Consider the following 14,599-nt stretch of genomic DNA (forward strand, 5'->3'; position numbering starts at 1 on the left):
CACAGCGCGGCGGCGCCCGAGGTTTTCGACCGGGCGGTCTTACAGGTCCGCCGCCGTCCCGAAGCGGAGGGGCCGGCCACAGGTCAGGCCCTGAACCTTTTCGAGGATCGAGTCCGCGTCGATGCCGTGGTGGCGGCGCAGGTCGCCGATGGTGCCGGTCTGGCCGAAGTGCTCCACCCCGAGCGGAAGGGTCCGGTGGCCGTGCACCGCCCCCAGCCAGGACAGCGTGGCGGGGTGACCGTCGATCACCGTGATCATCGCGCAGTGCGAGGGAACGTCCGCCAGCAGGCGTTCCACATGGGACGTGGCGCGCGCGTTGCCCCGGCTGCGGGCGCGCTGGGCCGCGGTCCAGCCCGCGTTGAGACGGTCCGCCGAGGTCACGGCCAGCACGCCGATGTCGCGCCGCCCCTCACCGATCAGCCCGGCCGCCTCGACCGCTTCCGGCGCCACGGCGCCCTGATAGGCGATCACCACCTCGCAGTTGGGACCGGGCGGGCGCAGCCAATAGGCCCCGTCGATGGCCCCCTGGCGGAAGGCGTCGTCGGCCCGCTGGCCCGGCTGTTCGATGGGGCTGGTGGTGAGCCGCAGATAGACCGACCCGCCGGTTTCGTCGCGCAGCCAGGTGCGTTCGTCGGGGTCGCCCTCGCCGTCACGCTGGAGGTAGCCGAAGGCCCATTCCAGAATCACGGCCAGTTCATCGGCATAGGCGGGCTCGAAAGCCGCCAGCCCGTCCTGGGCCATGCCGATCAGCGGTGTTCCGACGGACTGGTGAGCACCGCCTTCCGGCGCCAGGGTCACGCCGGAGGGGGTGCCCACGATCAGGAACCGGGCGTCCTGGTAACAGGCGTAGTTCAGGGCATCCAGGCCACGGGCCACGAAGGGGTCGTACACCGTGCCGATGGGGATCAGGCGCTGCCCGAACAGAGCATGAGACAGCCCCGCCGCGCCGAGCAGCAGGAACAGGTTCATCTCCGCGATGCCCAGTTCGATGTGCTGGCCGTCGGGCGCGAAGGCCCACTTGGCCGTCGACGGGATCCGCTGCTCCAGGAAGGTGTCGGCGCGGGCCTCGCGGGCAAAGAGCTTCCGCCGGTTGACCCACGGCCCCAGGCTGGTGGTTCCGGTCACGTCCGGCGACGTGGTGAGGATCCGCGCCGCCAAGTCGGACGATCCCTTGGCCAGCGCGTCCAGGATCTTGCCGAAGGCCATCTGGGTGGAGATGACTGCGTCCGTCGGCGCGGCGACCGGCGGCACCGGAAGCGCGGCGGCCGTGTACCGCCGGGGCCCCTTGGCGAAGAAGGGAACGGTGTCGAGGAAGGCGCGCAGACCCTCAGGGTCCGAAACCCCGGCCAGGGGCTCCCACTCCTGCCCCTCGGCGATGCCCATATGGGCCTGCCACTCGGCCATCTGGGCCGTGGTCATCAGGCCGCCGTGGTTGTCCTTGTGCCCGGCGATAGGCGTCCCCCAGCCCTTGACCGTGTAGCACAGGAAGCAGGTGGGGCGGTCGTGGTCGATGGCCGCAAAGGTCTCGGCCATGGTGTCCACGCAGTTGCCCCCCAGGTTTTCCATGAGGGTCGCCAGCTCCCGATCATTCCGAGCGTCGAGCAGGGCGCTCACGTCGCCCTGGTCGCCCAGGTCGTCCATGAGATGGCGGCGCCAGACTGCGCCCCCCTGGTAGGTGAGCGCCGAATAGAGCTGGTTCGGGCAGGCGTCGATCCACCCGCGCAGGGCCTCGCCGCCCGGTTCCTGGAAGGCGGCCCGCTGGAGGGCGCCGTATTTCACCCGGACCACGTCCCAGCCGAAGGCGCCGAAGATCTTCTCGATGCGGTCGAACAGGCCCTCGCGGACCACGCCGTCCAGGGACTGCCGGTTATAGTCGATGATCCACCAGCAGTTCCGCAGGTCGTGCTTCCATCCCTCCTGCAGGGCTTCGTAGATGTTGCCCTCGTCCAGCTCCGCGTCACCGGCCAGGGCGACCATGCGGCCCGGGGGCAACGTTCCCTCCCAGTCCTTGGCCAGGATGTAGTCCTGGATAAGCGCGGCGAAGGCCGTGATGCCCACCCCCAACCCGACGGATCCGGTGGAGAAATCGACGTCGTCGATGTCCTTGGTGCGGCTGGGGTAGCTTTGGGCGCCGCCGAACCCCCGGAACGCCTCCAGCTTCTCGCGGGTCTGCTGGCCCATGAGGTACTGCATGGCGTGAAAGACCGGCGAGCCGTGCGGCTTCACCGCCACCCGGTCCTCGGGCTTCAGGGCCGAGAAATACAGCGCGGTCAGGATGGAGACCATGGACGCCGAGGAGGCCTGATGCCCCCCCACCTTGATGTCGTCCACCTTGGGACGCACGTGGTTGGCGTTGTGGATCATCCAGTGGCTGAGCCACAGCAGGCGCTGCTCGATGGTTTTCAAGGGGGAGGCGGGACGGGTCATCGCAGGGCTCTCGCGGTGAAGGGGCGGCGCGGGGTGGCCGCCGCCGCGCCGGGACGATGCGGCGCGGCGGAGCGATCCGACGGGAGCGACCGGGCGCGCGTCAACCGTCCTTGAAGTAATAGCTGTAGCCGTTGAGGGCCGGGGCGCCACCGAGGTGAGCGTAAAGCACCTTCGACCCCTGCGGGAAGAAGCCTTTGCGGGTGAGGTCGATCAGGCCCTGCATGGATTTGCCCTCGTACACCGGGTCGGTCATCATGGCTTCCGTGCGGGCCGCAAGACGAATGGCGTCGTTGGTCGCCTCCGACGGGACGCCGTAGGCCGGGTAGGCGTAGTCCGGATTGATGACGATCTCGTCGTCGCGAACGGCGCGCCCAAGGCCCACCAGGTCCGCCGTGCTGTCGACGATCCCGCGCACCTGGGCCCGGGTCTGGTCGACGGTGGCCGACGCATCGATGCCGATCACGCGGTCGGCCCGGTTCTGGGCGGCGAAACCCACGATCATGCCGCCCTGGGTGGAGCCGGTCACGACGCAGACGATGATGTAGTCAAACGTGAAGCCGAGGTCCGCTTCCTGCTTGGCGACCTCCTCGGCGAAGCCCACATAGCCCAGCCCGCCGTATTTATGGACGGAGGCGCCGGCCGGAATGGGATAGGGCTTGCCGCCCGCGTCCTTCACGGACTGGATGGCGTCTTCCCAGCTCTTGCGGATGCCGATGTCGAAGCCATCGTCCACGAGCCGGCTGTCCGCACCCATGAGGCGGCTCATCAGGATGTTGCCCACGCGGTCATAGACGGCGTCGTAGTGCGGCACCCACTTTTCCTGAATGACCACGCATTTCATGCCCAGCTTGGCGGCGGTGGCCGCCACCATGCGGGTGTGGTTGGACTGCACCCCGCCGATCGACACCAGGGTATCCGCCCCGGCCGCGAGGGCGTCGGGGATGATGTACTCCAGCTTGCGCAGCTTGTTGCCACCCATGGCCAGGCCCGAGTTGCAGTCGTCGCGCTTGGCGTAGATCTGAACCGTGCCGCCGAGGGCCTCGGTCAGGCGCGGCAGGTGTTCGATGGGCGTCGGACCAAAGGTGAGCGGATAGCGTTCGAACGGGTCCAGCAGGGACATGGCGGGGCCTCCTGGGGGTGAGTGACCGTCCCAGGCTAGAGGCAGAGGCGTGACGGGTGCTCTCGAATACGGTTATGATCCGGCCTAAATATGAATGAAAATGCCTGATACGTGAGATAAGACGTCTCTTTTCTGGTCAGAAATGGAGAGAGCTTTCATGGGCGGCTTGGACCGGATCGACCTGAACATCCTGCGCGCCCTCCAGGCCGACGGGCGGCTGTCCAACGCCGATCTGGCGGAGCGGGTCCATGTCAGTCCGGCCACCTGTCACCGGCGGACGCGGCGCCTGTTTGACGAGGGCTACATCAAGGGCGTGCACGCCCGAATCGCGCCGGAACCGGTGGGCCTGGGCGTGGTGGCGATGGTGGGCGTGGTGCTGGACCGGTCCACACCGGAAAGCTTCGCCGCCTTCGAGGAGGCGGTGATGGGCATGGCCGTGGTGCTGGACTGTGTCCTGGTCGCCGGGGACTTCGACTATCTTATCAAGGTCCGGATCCGGGACATGGCCAACTTCAACCAGCTTCACGGCCGGGATTTGATCGCCTTGCCGGGGGTGCGACAGACCCGAACCTTTTTCATCATGAAGGAGGTCAAGGAAGACGCGCCGCTGCCGTTCTGAGGTCCGGGGCCCGGCGTTGGGGCCCGGCGTTGGGGCCCGGCGTTGGAGACCGCTCGTGGGGACCGCGGACATCGGATCATGGCGCCGCCGCCCCGTCGTCGTGTCCATAGGCCGCGTTGGCATGCCAAGCGTTGCGGTGACTCTCACGGCGCAGCGGGCAAGACGCCGGATTGATGAGACGGCGTTCGTCGACCTTGACCCTGCCCCCAACGTTGGTCCAGCGGTCAGGAGAGTCCTCCGGGCTGGTGCCAGCCGCGCGGGGGCTGGAGGCTGGTGTGTTTGAGTCCAAGGCCGTACGCTCGCCCTCCCTTGAAAAGGCGATGACACATGCGCGCGGTTCGCTCCCCCGACGTGTTCCGACGCCGGGCCACGGTGTTTGCCCTAATGATCGCGTTCCTCGACAGCGTCGGGATCGGGCTGGTCATTCCGGTGGTGCTGCCCCTTATCGAGGAGATCGGGCACCTCGGGATGGGCGACGCCGCCCAAGTCGGAGGGCTGCTGTTCGCCGTCTACAGCCTGGCCATGTTCGGGTTCGCCCCGCTTCTGGGCACGCTGTCGGACCGGTTCGGACGGCGGCCCCTGCTGCTGCTGGCCGTGGGCGGGTTGGCGGTGGATTACGTCCTTCAGGCCCTGGCACCCTCGCTGGGCTGGTTGTTTCTCGGGCGGATGGTCGCGGGGCTGTGCGGGGCATCCATCGTGATCGCGAACGCCTGTCTGGCGGACGTCAGCACGACGGAGACGCGGGCGCGGGCGTTCGGCCTGATGGGCGCGGCCTTCGGCCTCGGCTTCGTGCTCGGCCCCGCCATCGGGGGTGTCCTGGGCGACCTGGGAACGCGCGCGCCATTCTGGACTGCGGCGCTCCTGGCCGGCCTCAACGGTCTGTTGGCGCTGCTGTTTCTGCCGGAAACCCTGCCCCGTGAGCGCCGCCGGGCCGCACGCTGGCGGGACGCCAATCCGCTCGGCGTGTTCCGGGTGTTCGTGCGGCACCCAGGCGTCCTGCCCTATGCGGCCGTTCTGGCGCTGTATTTTCTGGGCAACTCGGTCTATGTCGGCGTCTGGGTGTTCTGGGGCTTCGCCAAGTTCGACTGGTCGACCACCGTCGTCGGCCTGACCCTCGCCGTCGCGGGGCTCGGCATGGCGCTGTTGCAAGGGCTGGGGACCGGCCCCGCGGTGGCCCGCTGGGGCGAGCACCGGCTGGCGCTGATCGGTCTGGCCTTCGCCGCGCTGAGCTGCGTGGGCTTCGGCCTGGCGACGACGACGACGGCGGTGTTCCTGCTGCTGATGCTCCACGGCATCGAGGGCTTCGTGCATCCCAGCGTCGCCGCCCTGATGTCCAAGCGCCTGCCCGAAGACACCCAAGGGGCGCTGCAAGGCGGCATCGCGGCGATCCAAAGCTTGGCCTTTCTGGTCGGGACCGTGCTGTTCACCCAGGTCTTTCGCATGTTCATGACGCCCGCCGCCCCGGTGCAAAGCCCGGACGTCGTGTTTTTCGGCGCCAGCGCGATCCTGGCCGTCGCGTTCGTGTGGCTTTGGCGACGCGGTGGTCGTGCGGCCTCCCGGGGGCGCATCTCCACCGTGGCGGACGGCCCCGGCCCCATTGACGCGCCGGATTCATGGGTCAAATCCCCAGCCGAAGGGTTATCGGACCGGCCCCGGCATCATAGGTAGGGCAGAGCGATCGGGTCTCAGCCACCACGATCCCCGACCTGTTTTGACCAAGGATGGTTCCCATGATTTTGGATGAGACATTTACCCTGTCCAACGGTGTTGCGATCCCGAAGCTCGGGCTCGGCACCTGGATGATCCCCGACGACGCGGTCGCAGAGGCGGTGAAGGCGGCCGTGACGCTCGGCTACCGCCACCTCGACACCGCCCAGGCCTATCAGAACGAGCGCGGCGTCGGCGAAGGGGTGCGCGCCTGCGGCCTCGCCCGCGACGCGGTGTTCGTCACCACCAAGCTGGACGCCTCGCACAAAACCTACGCCGACGCGAAGGCGGCCATCGATGGTTCGTTGAAGACCCTGGGGCTCGACACGATCGACCTGATGATCATCCACAGCCCGCAGCCGTGGTCCGAGTTCGGCGGCGAGGACCGCTACACCGAGGGCAACCGCGAGGCCTGGCGCGCCCTGGAGGAGGCGTACACCGCCGGCAAGCTGCGCGCCATTGGGGTATCGAACTTCGAGCGTGGCGATCTTGAGACTCTGCTCGACGGCGCTTCGGTCAAGCCGATGCTGAATCAGGTGCTGGCGCACGTCAGCAACACGCCGTTCGATCTGATCGACTACTGCAAGAGCCAGGGCATTCTGGTGGAGGCCTATTCGCCGGTCGGCCACGGCAAGATCCTGGACAACGGCGACCTGGCTGCGATGGCGCAAAAGTACGGCGTCAGCGTCCCACAGCTGTGCATCCGCTACTGCCTGCAACTGGACCTGCTGCCGCTCCCCAAAACGGCGAACCCCGACCACATGCGCAGCAACGCCGCCGTCGATTTCGCGATCTCCGACGCCGACATGGAGACGCTGAAGGGCGCCGAGCGCATCAAGGACTATGGCGACGCCAGGGTGTTCCCCGTGTTTGCCGCACCACGCTGAGGCGCGCGCCGACCCGCGTCCCCGATCGCTGAATGGGGGACCGCGGGGTTGGGGAGGGCGAACCGATGGACCGCCCTCCCCGCTCCGGATACCACTCGCGTGTGCCGCAGGATCGGGGCCCTACCGCGGCAGGCGGCGCCGGTCCGAGCCGCCCACATACAGCTCGTGGGCTTCATCATATTGGACGGTGAGGGCTTCGGCGCGTTCGACGTCGCCCTGAGCCCCGGCGCGCGTGTGCTCGTCCAGGATCATCTGACAGATGGCCGCGCCGCCCCAGGGCTGCGCCAACAGCGCCTCCACCTGGCCCACAGCGAGGATGGCGGGAATCCGCCGGTGGCGCGCCACGACGAGGATCTCGTCGGGTCGCGCATCGACCTGACTGAAGCAATCTTGAAGGGTAATCATCGAACTCTCCCACGTCGTAGCCGGGGGGTCGCCCTCCCGGGCATGGCATACGATGGCGTGGGTCGGCGGTGGTCGACGGTGGTCGGACGCGGCGTCAGCGCGTGTGCGGGGACTCGCGGACTCGGCGGCACGCCCGCCTCTCACGTCATGATGGGGTCAGTATACCCCCGATCGGCCATGTGGTGCCGCGATGGGTGGTCATGCCACGCATGCATGGATTGCCCGTACATCGCCCAAGAATCGGCCCGATGGCCCCCGCAGCCCCTGACGCTTGCATCCGGCCCGGACGGCGCCGTAGGGTCGCCCCCCAAGGGCGGATCCGCCCCGTCCTCTCTGTTTTGCCACCCTCTTTTTATTTGCAAGGAGAAAGACCGTGATTGAGCGTCAAGGCACCGGCGACCGCATGAGCACGATCGTCACCCACGGGAACGTGGTCTATCTGTGTGGTCAGGTGGGCGACGGCGCAACGGTCGAAGAGCAGACCCGCGATTGCCTGCGTCAGGTCGAAACCCTGCTGGAGCAGGCCGGGTCCTCCAAGACGCATATGCTTCAGGCCATCATCTGGCTGGCCGACATGGCCGACTTCGACGCCATGAACAGCGTGTGGGACGCCTGGGTTCCGACCGGACACGCCCCAGCACGCGCCTGCGGTGAGGCCCGGTTGGCGCACCCCGAGTACAAGGTGGAAATCATCGTGACCGCCGCCCGCCGCGACACCTGATCCGGGGCTCGGGGCTCGGCGCTCGGGGCGTGCTCTACCCCGGCCCCGCGGGCAGGATCACCGTGAAGCGCGCCCCAAGCGGGTTGCCGTCGTCGTCGGTGCGGGTTTCCGCCCGGATCATGCCCCGATGGCTGTCCACGATCTGCTTGGAGATCGACAGACCGAGCCCGGAGTGGGTGCCGAACTTTTCGCCCTTCGGCCGCTCCGAATAGAATCGGTTGAAAATCGCGGTTTCCTTGCCGGCCGGCAGACCCGGGCCGTCGTCGTCCACCGTCACCACCGCATAGGTCCGGTCCCGCCGCACGCGCAGGGTCACGGTCCCGCCCTCCGGACTGAACGAAATGGCGTTGGTCAGCAGGTTCTGGAACACCTGACCCAGGCGGGAATCCATGCCCTGGACGATCAGGGGCTTCTGGTCTTCCGGCCCGTCGTAGCGCACCGTGACATCGTGCTGCGCCCCCGTGGTCGTGTGGACATCGGCGATCGCGCCCAGCAGGCGATCGAGATCGACCGGCTCCGCCTGGGCGCGCGACAGCTCAGCGTCCAGGCGCGACGCGTCGGAAATGTCCGAGATCAGGCGGTTCAAGCGCTCCACATCGTCCAGGATCACGCTCATCAGGCGGCGTTGCTGGTCCGGATCCGTGACACGCGACACCGTTTCGACCGCACTGCGCAGCGAGGTGAGCGGGTTCTTGATCTCGTGCGCCACATCGGCCGCGAACTGCTCGATGGCACCCATGCGGGCGGACAGCGCGGCGGTCATCTCGATCAGCGCCGCCGACAGCTCTCCCACCTCGTCGCGCCGCCCGGAAAAGTCCGGAATGTCCCGGTGGTCGCCGCGCGCGTGGCGCACCCGTTCGGTCGCCGCCGCCAGCCGGATCAGCGGCCGCACCAGCGTACCCGACAGATACAGAGACAGCAGCACGGTCAGCGCCAGGATGGCGACAAAGATCTCCAGAATGGCCAGGCGCAGGGCCAGAACGTCGTTTTCAATCGTGGTATCATCGGACGAGACCATCAGGGCGCCGACGACCTGTTTAAAGTACTGCACCGGCACGGCGACGCTGAGAATCACGCGGTCGCTGTTGACGTCGCGCCGAACCGCGTCGGCCATCGCCTGCCCGGCCAGGGCCGCCCGCGCCTCCGCGTAGTCGGTGGCGACCGGATTCGGGATCTCCTGGTACGGCGGCAGTTCCGGACGGGGCAATACGAACCGATAGGCGCGGTCCAGCGCGCCGGACACGGCCGCCATCGCGTCGTCGAACCAGTCGCCCACGGGATCGGGCTCCGGCAAGGGCGGCAACGTCGAGATCTGGAACTGCCCGGCCACGCCGCGCCGACTGTCCGCCACCAGATCGCCGGACAGGCCGAACAGCCGCGCCCGCACGCCCGCCAGGTCCGACAGGCGGCGCACGATCTGGCCGGCCAGTTCCGGCGTGATGACGTGGCCGGGGACCAGACTGCGGGTTTCCGGGTGAACTTCGAACGTCAGCGAGCCCTCGGCCACGGCGGCGGCGATCAGATCGGCCTCCGTCCGCAGCGCCTGAAGGCGGGCGTGCGTCAGGGTTTCCCGGTAATCGTCCAGGTACAGCATGCCCGCCACCAGCAGGATGGGGGCCAGCAGGTTGACGGCCAGAATCCGCCGCGTGAGCCGCGACCGCAGCACGGTGCCCGACCAGGCACGCCGCCGTCGAACGGAGGCGACCCTCAGCGCAAGGCGACGCTCGGCCCGGGCGCCGCTCCCATCGCGGTCTCGCGTCCCGCCGCGTTCGGTCACGCCGAGTCCTTATACCGGTAGCCGACGCCGTACAGCGTTTCGATGTCCGAAAACTCGGTATCCACCTCCCGGAACTTCTTGCGCAGGCGCTTGATGTGGCTGTCGATGGTGCGGTCGTCGACGTAGATGTGCTCGCCGTACGCGGCGTCGATCAACTGGTCCCGGCTTTTGACGTGCCCGGGCCGCTGCGCCAGCGACTGGAGCAGCAGGAACTCGGTCACCGTCAGGTTCACCGGCTCGCCTTTCCAGGTGCACAGATGACGGTCCGGGTCCATCACCAGCTCGCCCCGGATCAGGGCCTTGTCCGACAGGTCTTGGTTCGCCCCTTCGGCGGCCGGTTCGCCCCGGCGCAGGATGGCGCGAATGCGCTCGATCAGCAGGCGCTGCGAGAACGGCTTTTTGATGTAGTCGTCCGCACCCATGCGCAGTCCCATCAGTTCATCGACCTCGTCGTCCTTCGACGTCAGGAAGATGACCGGCAGGCTGGTCTTGGCGCGCAGGCGCTGGAGCAACTCCATGCCGTCCATGCGCGGCATCTTGATGTCCAACACGGCCAGATCGACCGGTTCGGCCAGCAGGCCGCGCAGGGCCTCGGCGCCATCCGTGTAGGTGACCACCTCGAAGCCCTCGGCCTCCAGCATGATGGAGACGGAGGCCAGGATGTTCTGATCGTCATCCACAAGCGCAACGCGTTGAGACACAGCGGAGTCCTTTCGGCAAACGGGTCGGACGACAGGTGGGCGAACACAGCGGGACTCGGCAACGCGGCCGGACACACGGTGCCCTGCCGCCCGCGCCCGCGCAAGACAGAGAACAGCGCGCCCCCAGACGCACCATCAGAAGCCCTCATCAAGAGGCGCAATTGTGGCGCCGGTCGGGACCCAATTGGCACGAAAGCATGGCGGACCCGGCCGAGACGCAAACCGCCCCGCCATCGGACGACGGCGGGGCGGCGCGGGTCTTGCGTGTGGTTGGGGCGGCGGTCGCGGTGGGTTACCGGCGGGCCTCAACCTCCTCCAGCGGCGGTTCCTCGCCCGTGGCGCAGGGCTTCATGGACCGCGCCATCTCGTGCTCGGACATCTGCTGGTCGGTGTTGCTGCCGCAGCCGCCCATGGCGGCCAGCATGGCGTGCTCGCTCATCTGCTCGTCGCCACCGCCGCAGGCCATGACCTTGCCATCGGCGCTGGCCGCCTGCTGGTTCTGGGTGGCATCGAGCGGGCCGCCGGCCTCCTTGTAGGCACGGATGCCGGCGTCGATCTCCTCCTGCTTGCGCTTGGAGGCGGCCTTCCACTCCTGCGTGGCGCCGAAATCGGGCTTGGCCTCCAGGCGGCGCGAGCGGTCGAAGGCGAACTTCACCTTCTTCATGGTATGCGGGCCCCAATAGCCGACCTTACCGAGGTTGTAGAACTGGCGCTTCATGGCCGAACGCAGATAGGCCTTCAGGCAGCCCTGCAGGTACTTGCGGCGCACCTTGTCGCCCGGCACCCACGGGTAATGGAACAGCGCCTTCTTGGAGTAGAAGCGCCGGTAGCAGCCCATGACGGCGTCGAGCAGCTCGCCGCGCTCCATCGCCTTCGGCTTCATGATCGGGGTCACGAAGTTGTACTGCGAGAAGTCGTGGACCTCGACCTTGTCGCCCATCTCCCGGTACAGGTCGGAGAACGGCCAGGGCGTGAACATGGACCAGTTGGCCATGTCCGGGTTCCAGTCCATGCAGAGCGCGAACGTCTCCTCGATGGTCTCGCGGGTCTCGTTCTCCAGGCCGACGATGAACTGGGCCTCGGTCACGATGCCGTTCTTGCGCAGCAGATCGATGGCGCGCTTGTTGTCGGCAACCGTGGTTTCCTTGTGGAACAGGTCGAGATTGAGCTGCGCGGCCGCCTCGGTGCCCAGCGAGATGTGCACCAGACCGGCCTTTCGGTAGAACGGCAGCAGGTCCTCGTCGCGCAGGACGTCGGTGACGCGGGTGTTGATGCCCCACATGACGTCCAGCTTGCGGTCGATCAACTCTTCACAGAAGGCGATGAACGCCTTCTTGTTGATGGTCGGCTCCTCGTCGGCGAGGATAAAGAAATTCACGCCGTGCTGCTTGACCAGGATTTCGATCTCGTCGACCACCTTCTTGGGGTCGCGCACCCGGTAATCGCGCCAGAACTTCCACTGGGAGCAGAACGAGCAGGTGAACGGGCAGCCGCGCGCCATGTTCGGCGTTGCCACGCGCCCGCCGGTGGGGATGTAGATGTACTTCTCCCAGTCCAGCACGCTCCAGTCCGCCACGATCTCGTCGGTGTCGCGGATGGGGGCCTCGGCCTGGGTGGCGATGACCTTCTCGCCCTCGGCGTAGGCGATGCCCTTGATCTGCCCGCGCGCGTCGGGCCACTGGCCCTGGTCGATGGCGCGCACCAGATTGTGGAACACCACCTCGCCCTCGCCGCGCACGATGGCGTCGATCCAGGGCGCCTCGCGCAGCACCTGTTGATACATGAAGGTGCCGTGGATGCCGCCCAGCACGGTGACGACGTTGGGGAACAGCTCGCGGGCGATCTGCATGACCCGCTCGGCCTTGTAGATGGCCGGGGTGTTGGCGGTTGTGGCCACGATGTCCGGCCGTTCCGCGGCCAGCCTGTCGCGCAGCTGATCGTCCGTCATGTCGTCGGTCATCGCGTCGATGAACCGGATGTCGGTGTAGCCGCCCTTGGATTTCAGGTATCCCGCCAAGTAGGCGACCCAGGCCGGCGACCAGTTGCCCGCAACCTCGGCGCCACCGGAATGATAATTCGGCTGGACCAGAACGATCCGCATGTGCGGTCTCCCCATATACCGGATAGTGTACCGGAAAAGATGTGCCGGATAGGCAATGACGGTGCGCGAACAGAAACACACGCAAGACGGCCCTTGGCCGCCGCGTCCCGGTCGGTCTCTATTCCGTGCGGTGCGCCAATCCCCCGCCACCAACCGGCTAAGTGCTTGAGATTGGAGACTTCCTGACCGCGCATTATCGTCGCGCGGGCGCGATGTGTCAACCGCGCGTTCGCCGGTGTGTCAAGATTCTGTGACAGATCGTCGACGGTGCAGACCCACCAAAAAATGGCCACCCCAAAAAATGGCCACCGCGGACACCGGACGAAGCGGCAGCAAAAAAATGCCCAGCGACCGCGAATGCCCCTTCCCAGGCCGCAGGGCCTATGTTAGACACCCTCCCCCGACGCGGTCCAAGTGACGGATCGGGGCCGGACCTTGTGTCCGGTGGTGCGGCACGGTCCGCGCTGAAGGGCCTCTACCGGCCCAGGCCTACGGAGCCTCCGGCTTGTGCGCACACGCGCTCTATCCGGCATCCCTGCTGGGGGATAGTTTAACGGTAGAACAGCGGACTCTGACTCCGTCAGTCCTGGTTCGAATCCAGGTCCCCCAGCCAGTAATTTCAAAGGCTTGCAGACCGAAAGGTCAGCAAGCCTTTCTTAGTTTTGCAGACGGTTTTGCAAACTGCGTTGGCACGGTGTTCTAATCCTGGTCGCGTTCCAGGAGCTTCATGGCCGCCGTCGCCCGCTTCCGTCGGTCCGCTCGCTCGGTGTAGCGCTTCACCATAGCCTCGGTGGCGTGGCCCGTGATGGCCATGATGGTTCGCGTGTCCGCGCCCGCATCGGCCAGCTTGGTCGCCACGGTGTGGCGCAGGCCGTGGATGGTGAGGCCCGGTCCGACCTTGCCCTCGGCCTCGAGGCGGGTGCGCAGCTTTCGCCAGGACGACAGGAATCCGTTCTGAGTGTAGGGCGTGCCGTTTCGGCTGCAGACGATCACCGGGCCGGTGCGCGGCAAGGTGTCCAGCACCGCCCGAAGGTCGCGATGCGCCGGCATCCAGACCTGACCGCTCGTTTTGGCATCCCGCCCCTCAATGGCCGATCCGTCATACCCGCTCCAGGGCCAGCGGAGCACATCGCTTTCGCGCAGGCCCGTGTAGGCCGCCAGCGCGATGGCGGCACGGATATGGGGGCTGGCCGCCGTCAACACGGCCTGCAACTCGGCCTCCGTCCACGGGCGGTTGGCCGCTTCCATATGTTTGGGGCGCGCGATCTTCGGGACGCCATCGGTCGGGTTCGCGGTTTTCGTCTTGCCGCGCGGACGCCCCCAGTTCCAAACGAGGGACACCACCGACAGGCAATAGTTCGCCAACCGGCGGCCGTGCTGTTCGTGCGCTTTGTCGCGAACCTGCAGGATGCCCTCGGTCGTGATGTGCGCCAGCGGCACACGATCCATCTTCGACAGGTAGTCGAACACGCGCTGATAGTCTTTGCGGGTTCGGCCTGCCAGACCGGCCCATTCCGGCGACTTGCGATAGGACTCGACCAACCAGCCCCATGTGCCCTCTGGCTTCACGGTGGCGTCGGCGGCCTCCTGTTCGATCCGGGCCACCTCGGCGGCGAAGGCGGCCGTGCCCGGGGCCGCGTGAATGCGCTGTTTCGTCGCCCGGTGATAATAATAGGTGCGGCCCTTGGCGCGCACCGTGTTGATCCCTTTCATGCGGACGATCACGCGAACAGGCTCCCAAGGTCTGCCGGCTCCGGAATCGGGCCGCCGTTCTCGTCCGCACCATCCAACCACCGGTCAATATCGCGCCGATCGTACAGAACCCGACGCCCTAAGCGTCGCGGCGCCACGGGAATGTGCCGACGAAAGGTCTCACCCGTCACGCCGCAGTAGGCGGCCGCTTGCTGTTCGGACAGCAGGCGGGGCCAGTTCGGCAGCGTGGACAGATCGTGCAGAGTCGCGGCCATAGGTCTCCCCTCTGTCACGCCGGCACGGGGGCATCGGCCGGGAGCAGGGTTCGCAGGGTGGCGAGCCACCGATCGGCGGCGTCGTGCCAGGGCTCCGGGCGCAGCACCAGGGTATCCGGCCGGGGCAACGCGAAGCCCCAGGGCACGTCAGACGGTGCCAACAGGTC

12 protein-coding genes and 1 tRNA gene are annotated in these 14,599 nt (G+C 67.3%); 5 read left to right on the top strand and 8 right to left on the bottom strand.

Going from position 1 to position 14,599, the window contains the following annotated elements; translation table 11 throughout:
• Positions 1 to 39: 39 nt before the first annotated feature.
• A complete protein-coding gene (locus GGD82_RS10545) occupies positions 40 to 2,427 on the bottom strand; it encodes a thiamine pyrophosphate-binding protein (protein WP_150061426.1) in 2,388 nt (795 codons plus the stop codon).
• 100 nt (positions 2,428 to 2,527) lie between these two features.
• Entirely contained in the window at positions 2,528 to 3,547 is a 1,020-nt protein-coding gene (locus GGD82_RS10550; RefSeq protein ID WP_150061425.1) for a 1-aminocyclopropane-1-carboxylate deaminase, read from the bottom strand.
• A 157-nt stretch (positions 3,548 to 3,704) separates the two neighbouring features.
• On the opposite strand from GGD82_RS10550, the gene GGD82_RS10555 reads away from it, so the two are divergent.
• From GGD82_RS10555 to GGD82_RS10565, 3 genes are all read left to right on the top strand, one after another.
• Entirely contained in the window at positions 3,705 to 4,166 is a 462-nt protein-coding gene (locus tag GGD82_RS10555; protein WP_150061424.1) for an Lrp/AsnC family transcriptional regulator, read from the top strand.
• A 327-nt stretch (positions 4,167 to 4,493) separates the two neighbouring features.
• Complete coding sequence (locus GGD82_RS10560; RefSeq protein ID WP_150061423.1) at positions 4,494 to 5,834, top strand: MFS transporter; 1,341 nt, start codon at positions 4,494 to 4,496, stop codon at positions 5,832 to 5,834.
• A gap of 62 nt (positions 5,835 to 5,896) precedes the next feature.
• Entirely contained in the window at positions 5,897 to 6,760 is an 864-nt protein-coding gene (locus GGD82_RS10565; RefSeq protein WP_150061422.1) for an aldo/keto reductase, read from the top strand.
• A 120-nt stretch (positions 6,761 to 6,880) separates the two neighbouring features.
• Here the strand turns inward: GGD82_RS10565 and GGD82_RS10570 are convergent, their stop codons facing one another.
• Complete coding sequence (locus GGD82_RS10570) at positions 6,881 to 7,165, bottom strand: hypothetical protein (RefSeq protein WP_150061421.1); 285 nt, start codon at positions 7,163 to 7,165, stop codon at positions 6,881 to 6,883.
• 403 nt (positions 7,166 to 7,568) lie between these two features.
• Here GGD82_RS10570 and GGD82_RS10575 point away from each other — a divergent pair, with 403 nt between their 5' ends.
• Entirely contained in the window at positions 7,569 to 7,886 is a 318-nt protein-coding gene (locus GGD82_RS10575) for a RidA family protein (protein WP_211364723.1), read from the top strand.
• A gap of 34 nt (positions 7,887 to 7,920) precedes the next feature.
• Here the strand turns inward: GGD82_RS10575 and GGD82_RS10580 are convergent, their stop codons facing one another.
• From GGD82_RS10580 to bchE, 3 genes are all read right to left on the bottom strand, one after another.
• Positions 7,921 to 9,663, bottom strand: a complete 1,743-nt coding sequence (locus GGD82_RS10580; RefSeq protein WP_246163735.1) for a sensor histidine kinase — start codon at positions 9,661 to 9,663, stop codon at positions 7,921 to 7,923.
• Positions 9,660 to 10,364, bottom strand: coding sequence for a response regulator transcription factor (locus GGD82_RS10585; protein WP_150061419.1), 705 nt, complete (start codon positions 10,362 to 10,364; stop codon positions 9,660 to 9,662). The genes GGD82_RS10580 and GGD82_RS10585 overlap by 4 nt, the downstream gene beginning before the upstream one ends.
• Before the next feature lie 292 nt (positions 10,365 to 10,656).
• The gene (gene bchE, locus GGD82_RS10590; RefSeq protein WP_150061418.1) at positions 10,657 to 12,465 is read right to left on the bottom strand and encodes a magnesium-protoporphyrin IX monomethyl ester anaerobic oxidative cyclase; all 1,809 of its coding nucleotides are present in this window, start codon (positions 12,463 to 12,465) and stop codon (positions 10,657 to 10,659) included.
• 539 nt (positions 12,466 to 13,004) lie between these two features.
• On the opposite strand from bchE, the gene GGD82_RS10595 reads away from it, so the two are divergent.
• A tRNA-Gln gene (locus GGD82_RS10595) sits at positions 13,005 to 13,078 on the top strand.
• A gap of 86 nt (positions 13,079 to 13,164) precedes the next feature.
• Here the strand turns inward: GGD82_RS10595 and GGD82_RS21420 are convergent.
• Complete coding sequence (locus GGD82_RS21420) at positions 13,165 to 14,190, bottom strand: tyrosine-type recombinase/integrase (RefSeq protein WP_184013267.1); 1,026 nt, start codon at positions 14,188 to 14,190, stop codon at positions 13,165 to 13,167.
• Entirely contained in the window at positions 14,187 to 14,432 is a 246-nt protein-coding gene (locus GGD82_RS10605) for a helix-turn-helix transcriptional regulator (protein WP_150061416.1), read from the bottom strand. The genes GGD82_RS21420 and GGD82_RS10605 overlap by 4 nt, the downstream gene beginning before the upstream one ends.
• Positions 14,433 to 14,599 lie beyond the last annotated feature (167 nt).

The sequence above is a fragment of the Roseospira marina genome, from assembly GCF_014197855.1.
Classification (GTDB): domain Bacteria; phylum Pseudomonadota; class Alphaproteobacteria; order Rhodospirillales; family Rhodospirillaceae; genus Rhodospira; species Rhodospira marina.

Bases quoted from the DNA above. Each gene is read 5' to 3' on its own strand.
- GGD82_RS10545 (WP_150061426.1), bottom strand. From the start codon at position 2,427: ATGACCCGTCCCGCCTCCCCCTTGAAAACCATCGAGCAGCGCCTGCTG.
- GGD82_RS10550 (WP_150061425.1), bottom strand. From the start codon at position 3,547: ATGTCCCTGCTGGACCCGTTCGAACGCTATCCGCTCACCTTTGGTCCG.
- GGD82_RS10555 (WP_150061424.1), top strand. From the start codon at position 3,705: ATGGGCGGCTTGGACCGGATCGACCTGAACATCCTGCGCGCCCTCCAG.
- GGD82_RS10560 (WP_150061423.1), top strand. From the start codon at position 4,494: ATGCGCGCGGTTCGCTCCCCCGACGTGTTCCGACGCCGGGCCACGGTG.
- GGD82_RS10565 (WP_150061422.1), top strand. From the start codon at position 5,897: ATGATTTTGGATGAGACATTTACCCTGTCCAACGGTGTTGCGATCCCG.
- GGD82_RS10570 (WP_150061421.1), bottom strand. From the start codon at position 7,165: ATGATTACCCTTCAAGATTGCTTCAGTCAGGTCGATGCGCGACCCGAC.
- GGD82_RS10575 (WP_211364723.1), top strand. From the start codon at position 7,569: ATGAGCACGATCGTCACCCACGGGAACGTGGTCTATCTGTGTGGTCAG.
- bchE (WP_150061418.1), bottom strand. From the start codon at position 12,465: ATGCGGATCGTTCTGGTCCAGCCGAATTATCATTCCGGTGGCGCCGAG.
- GGD82_RS10605 (WP_150061416.1), bottom strand. From the start codon at position 14,432: ATGGCCGCGACTCTGCACGATCTGTCCACGCTGCCGAACTGGCCCCGC.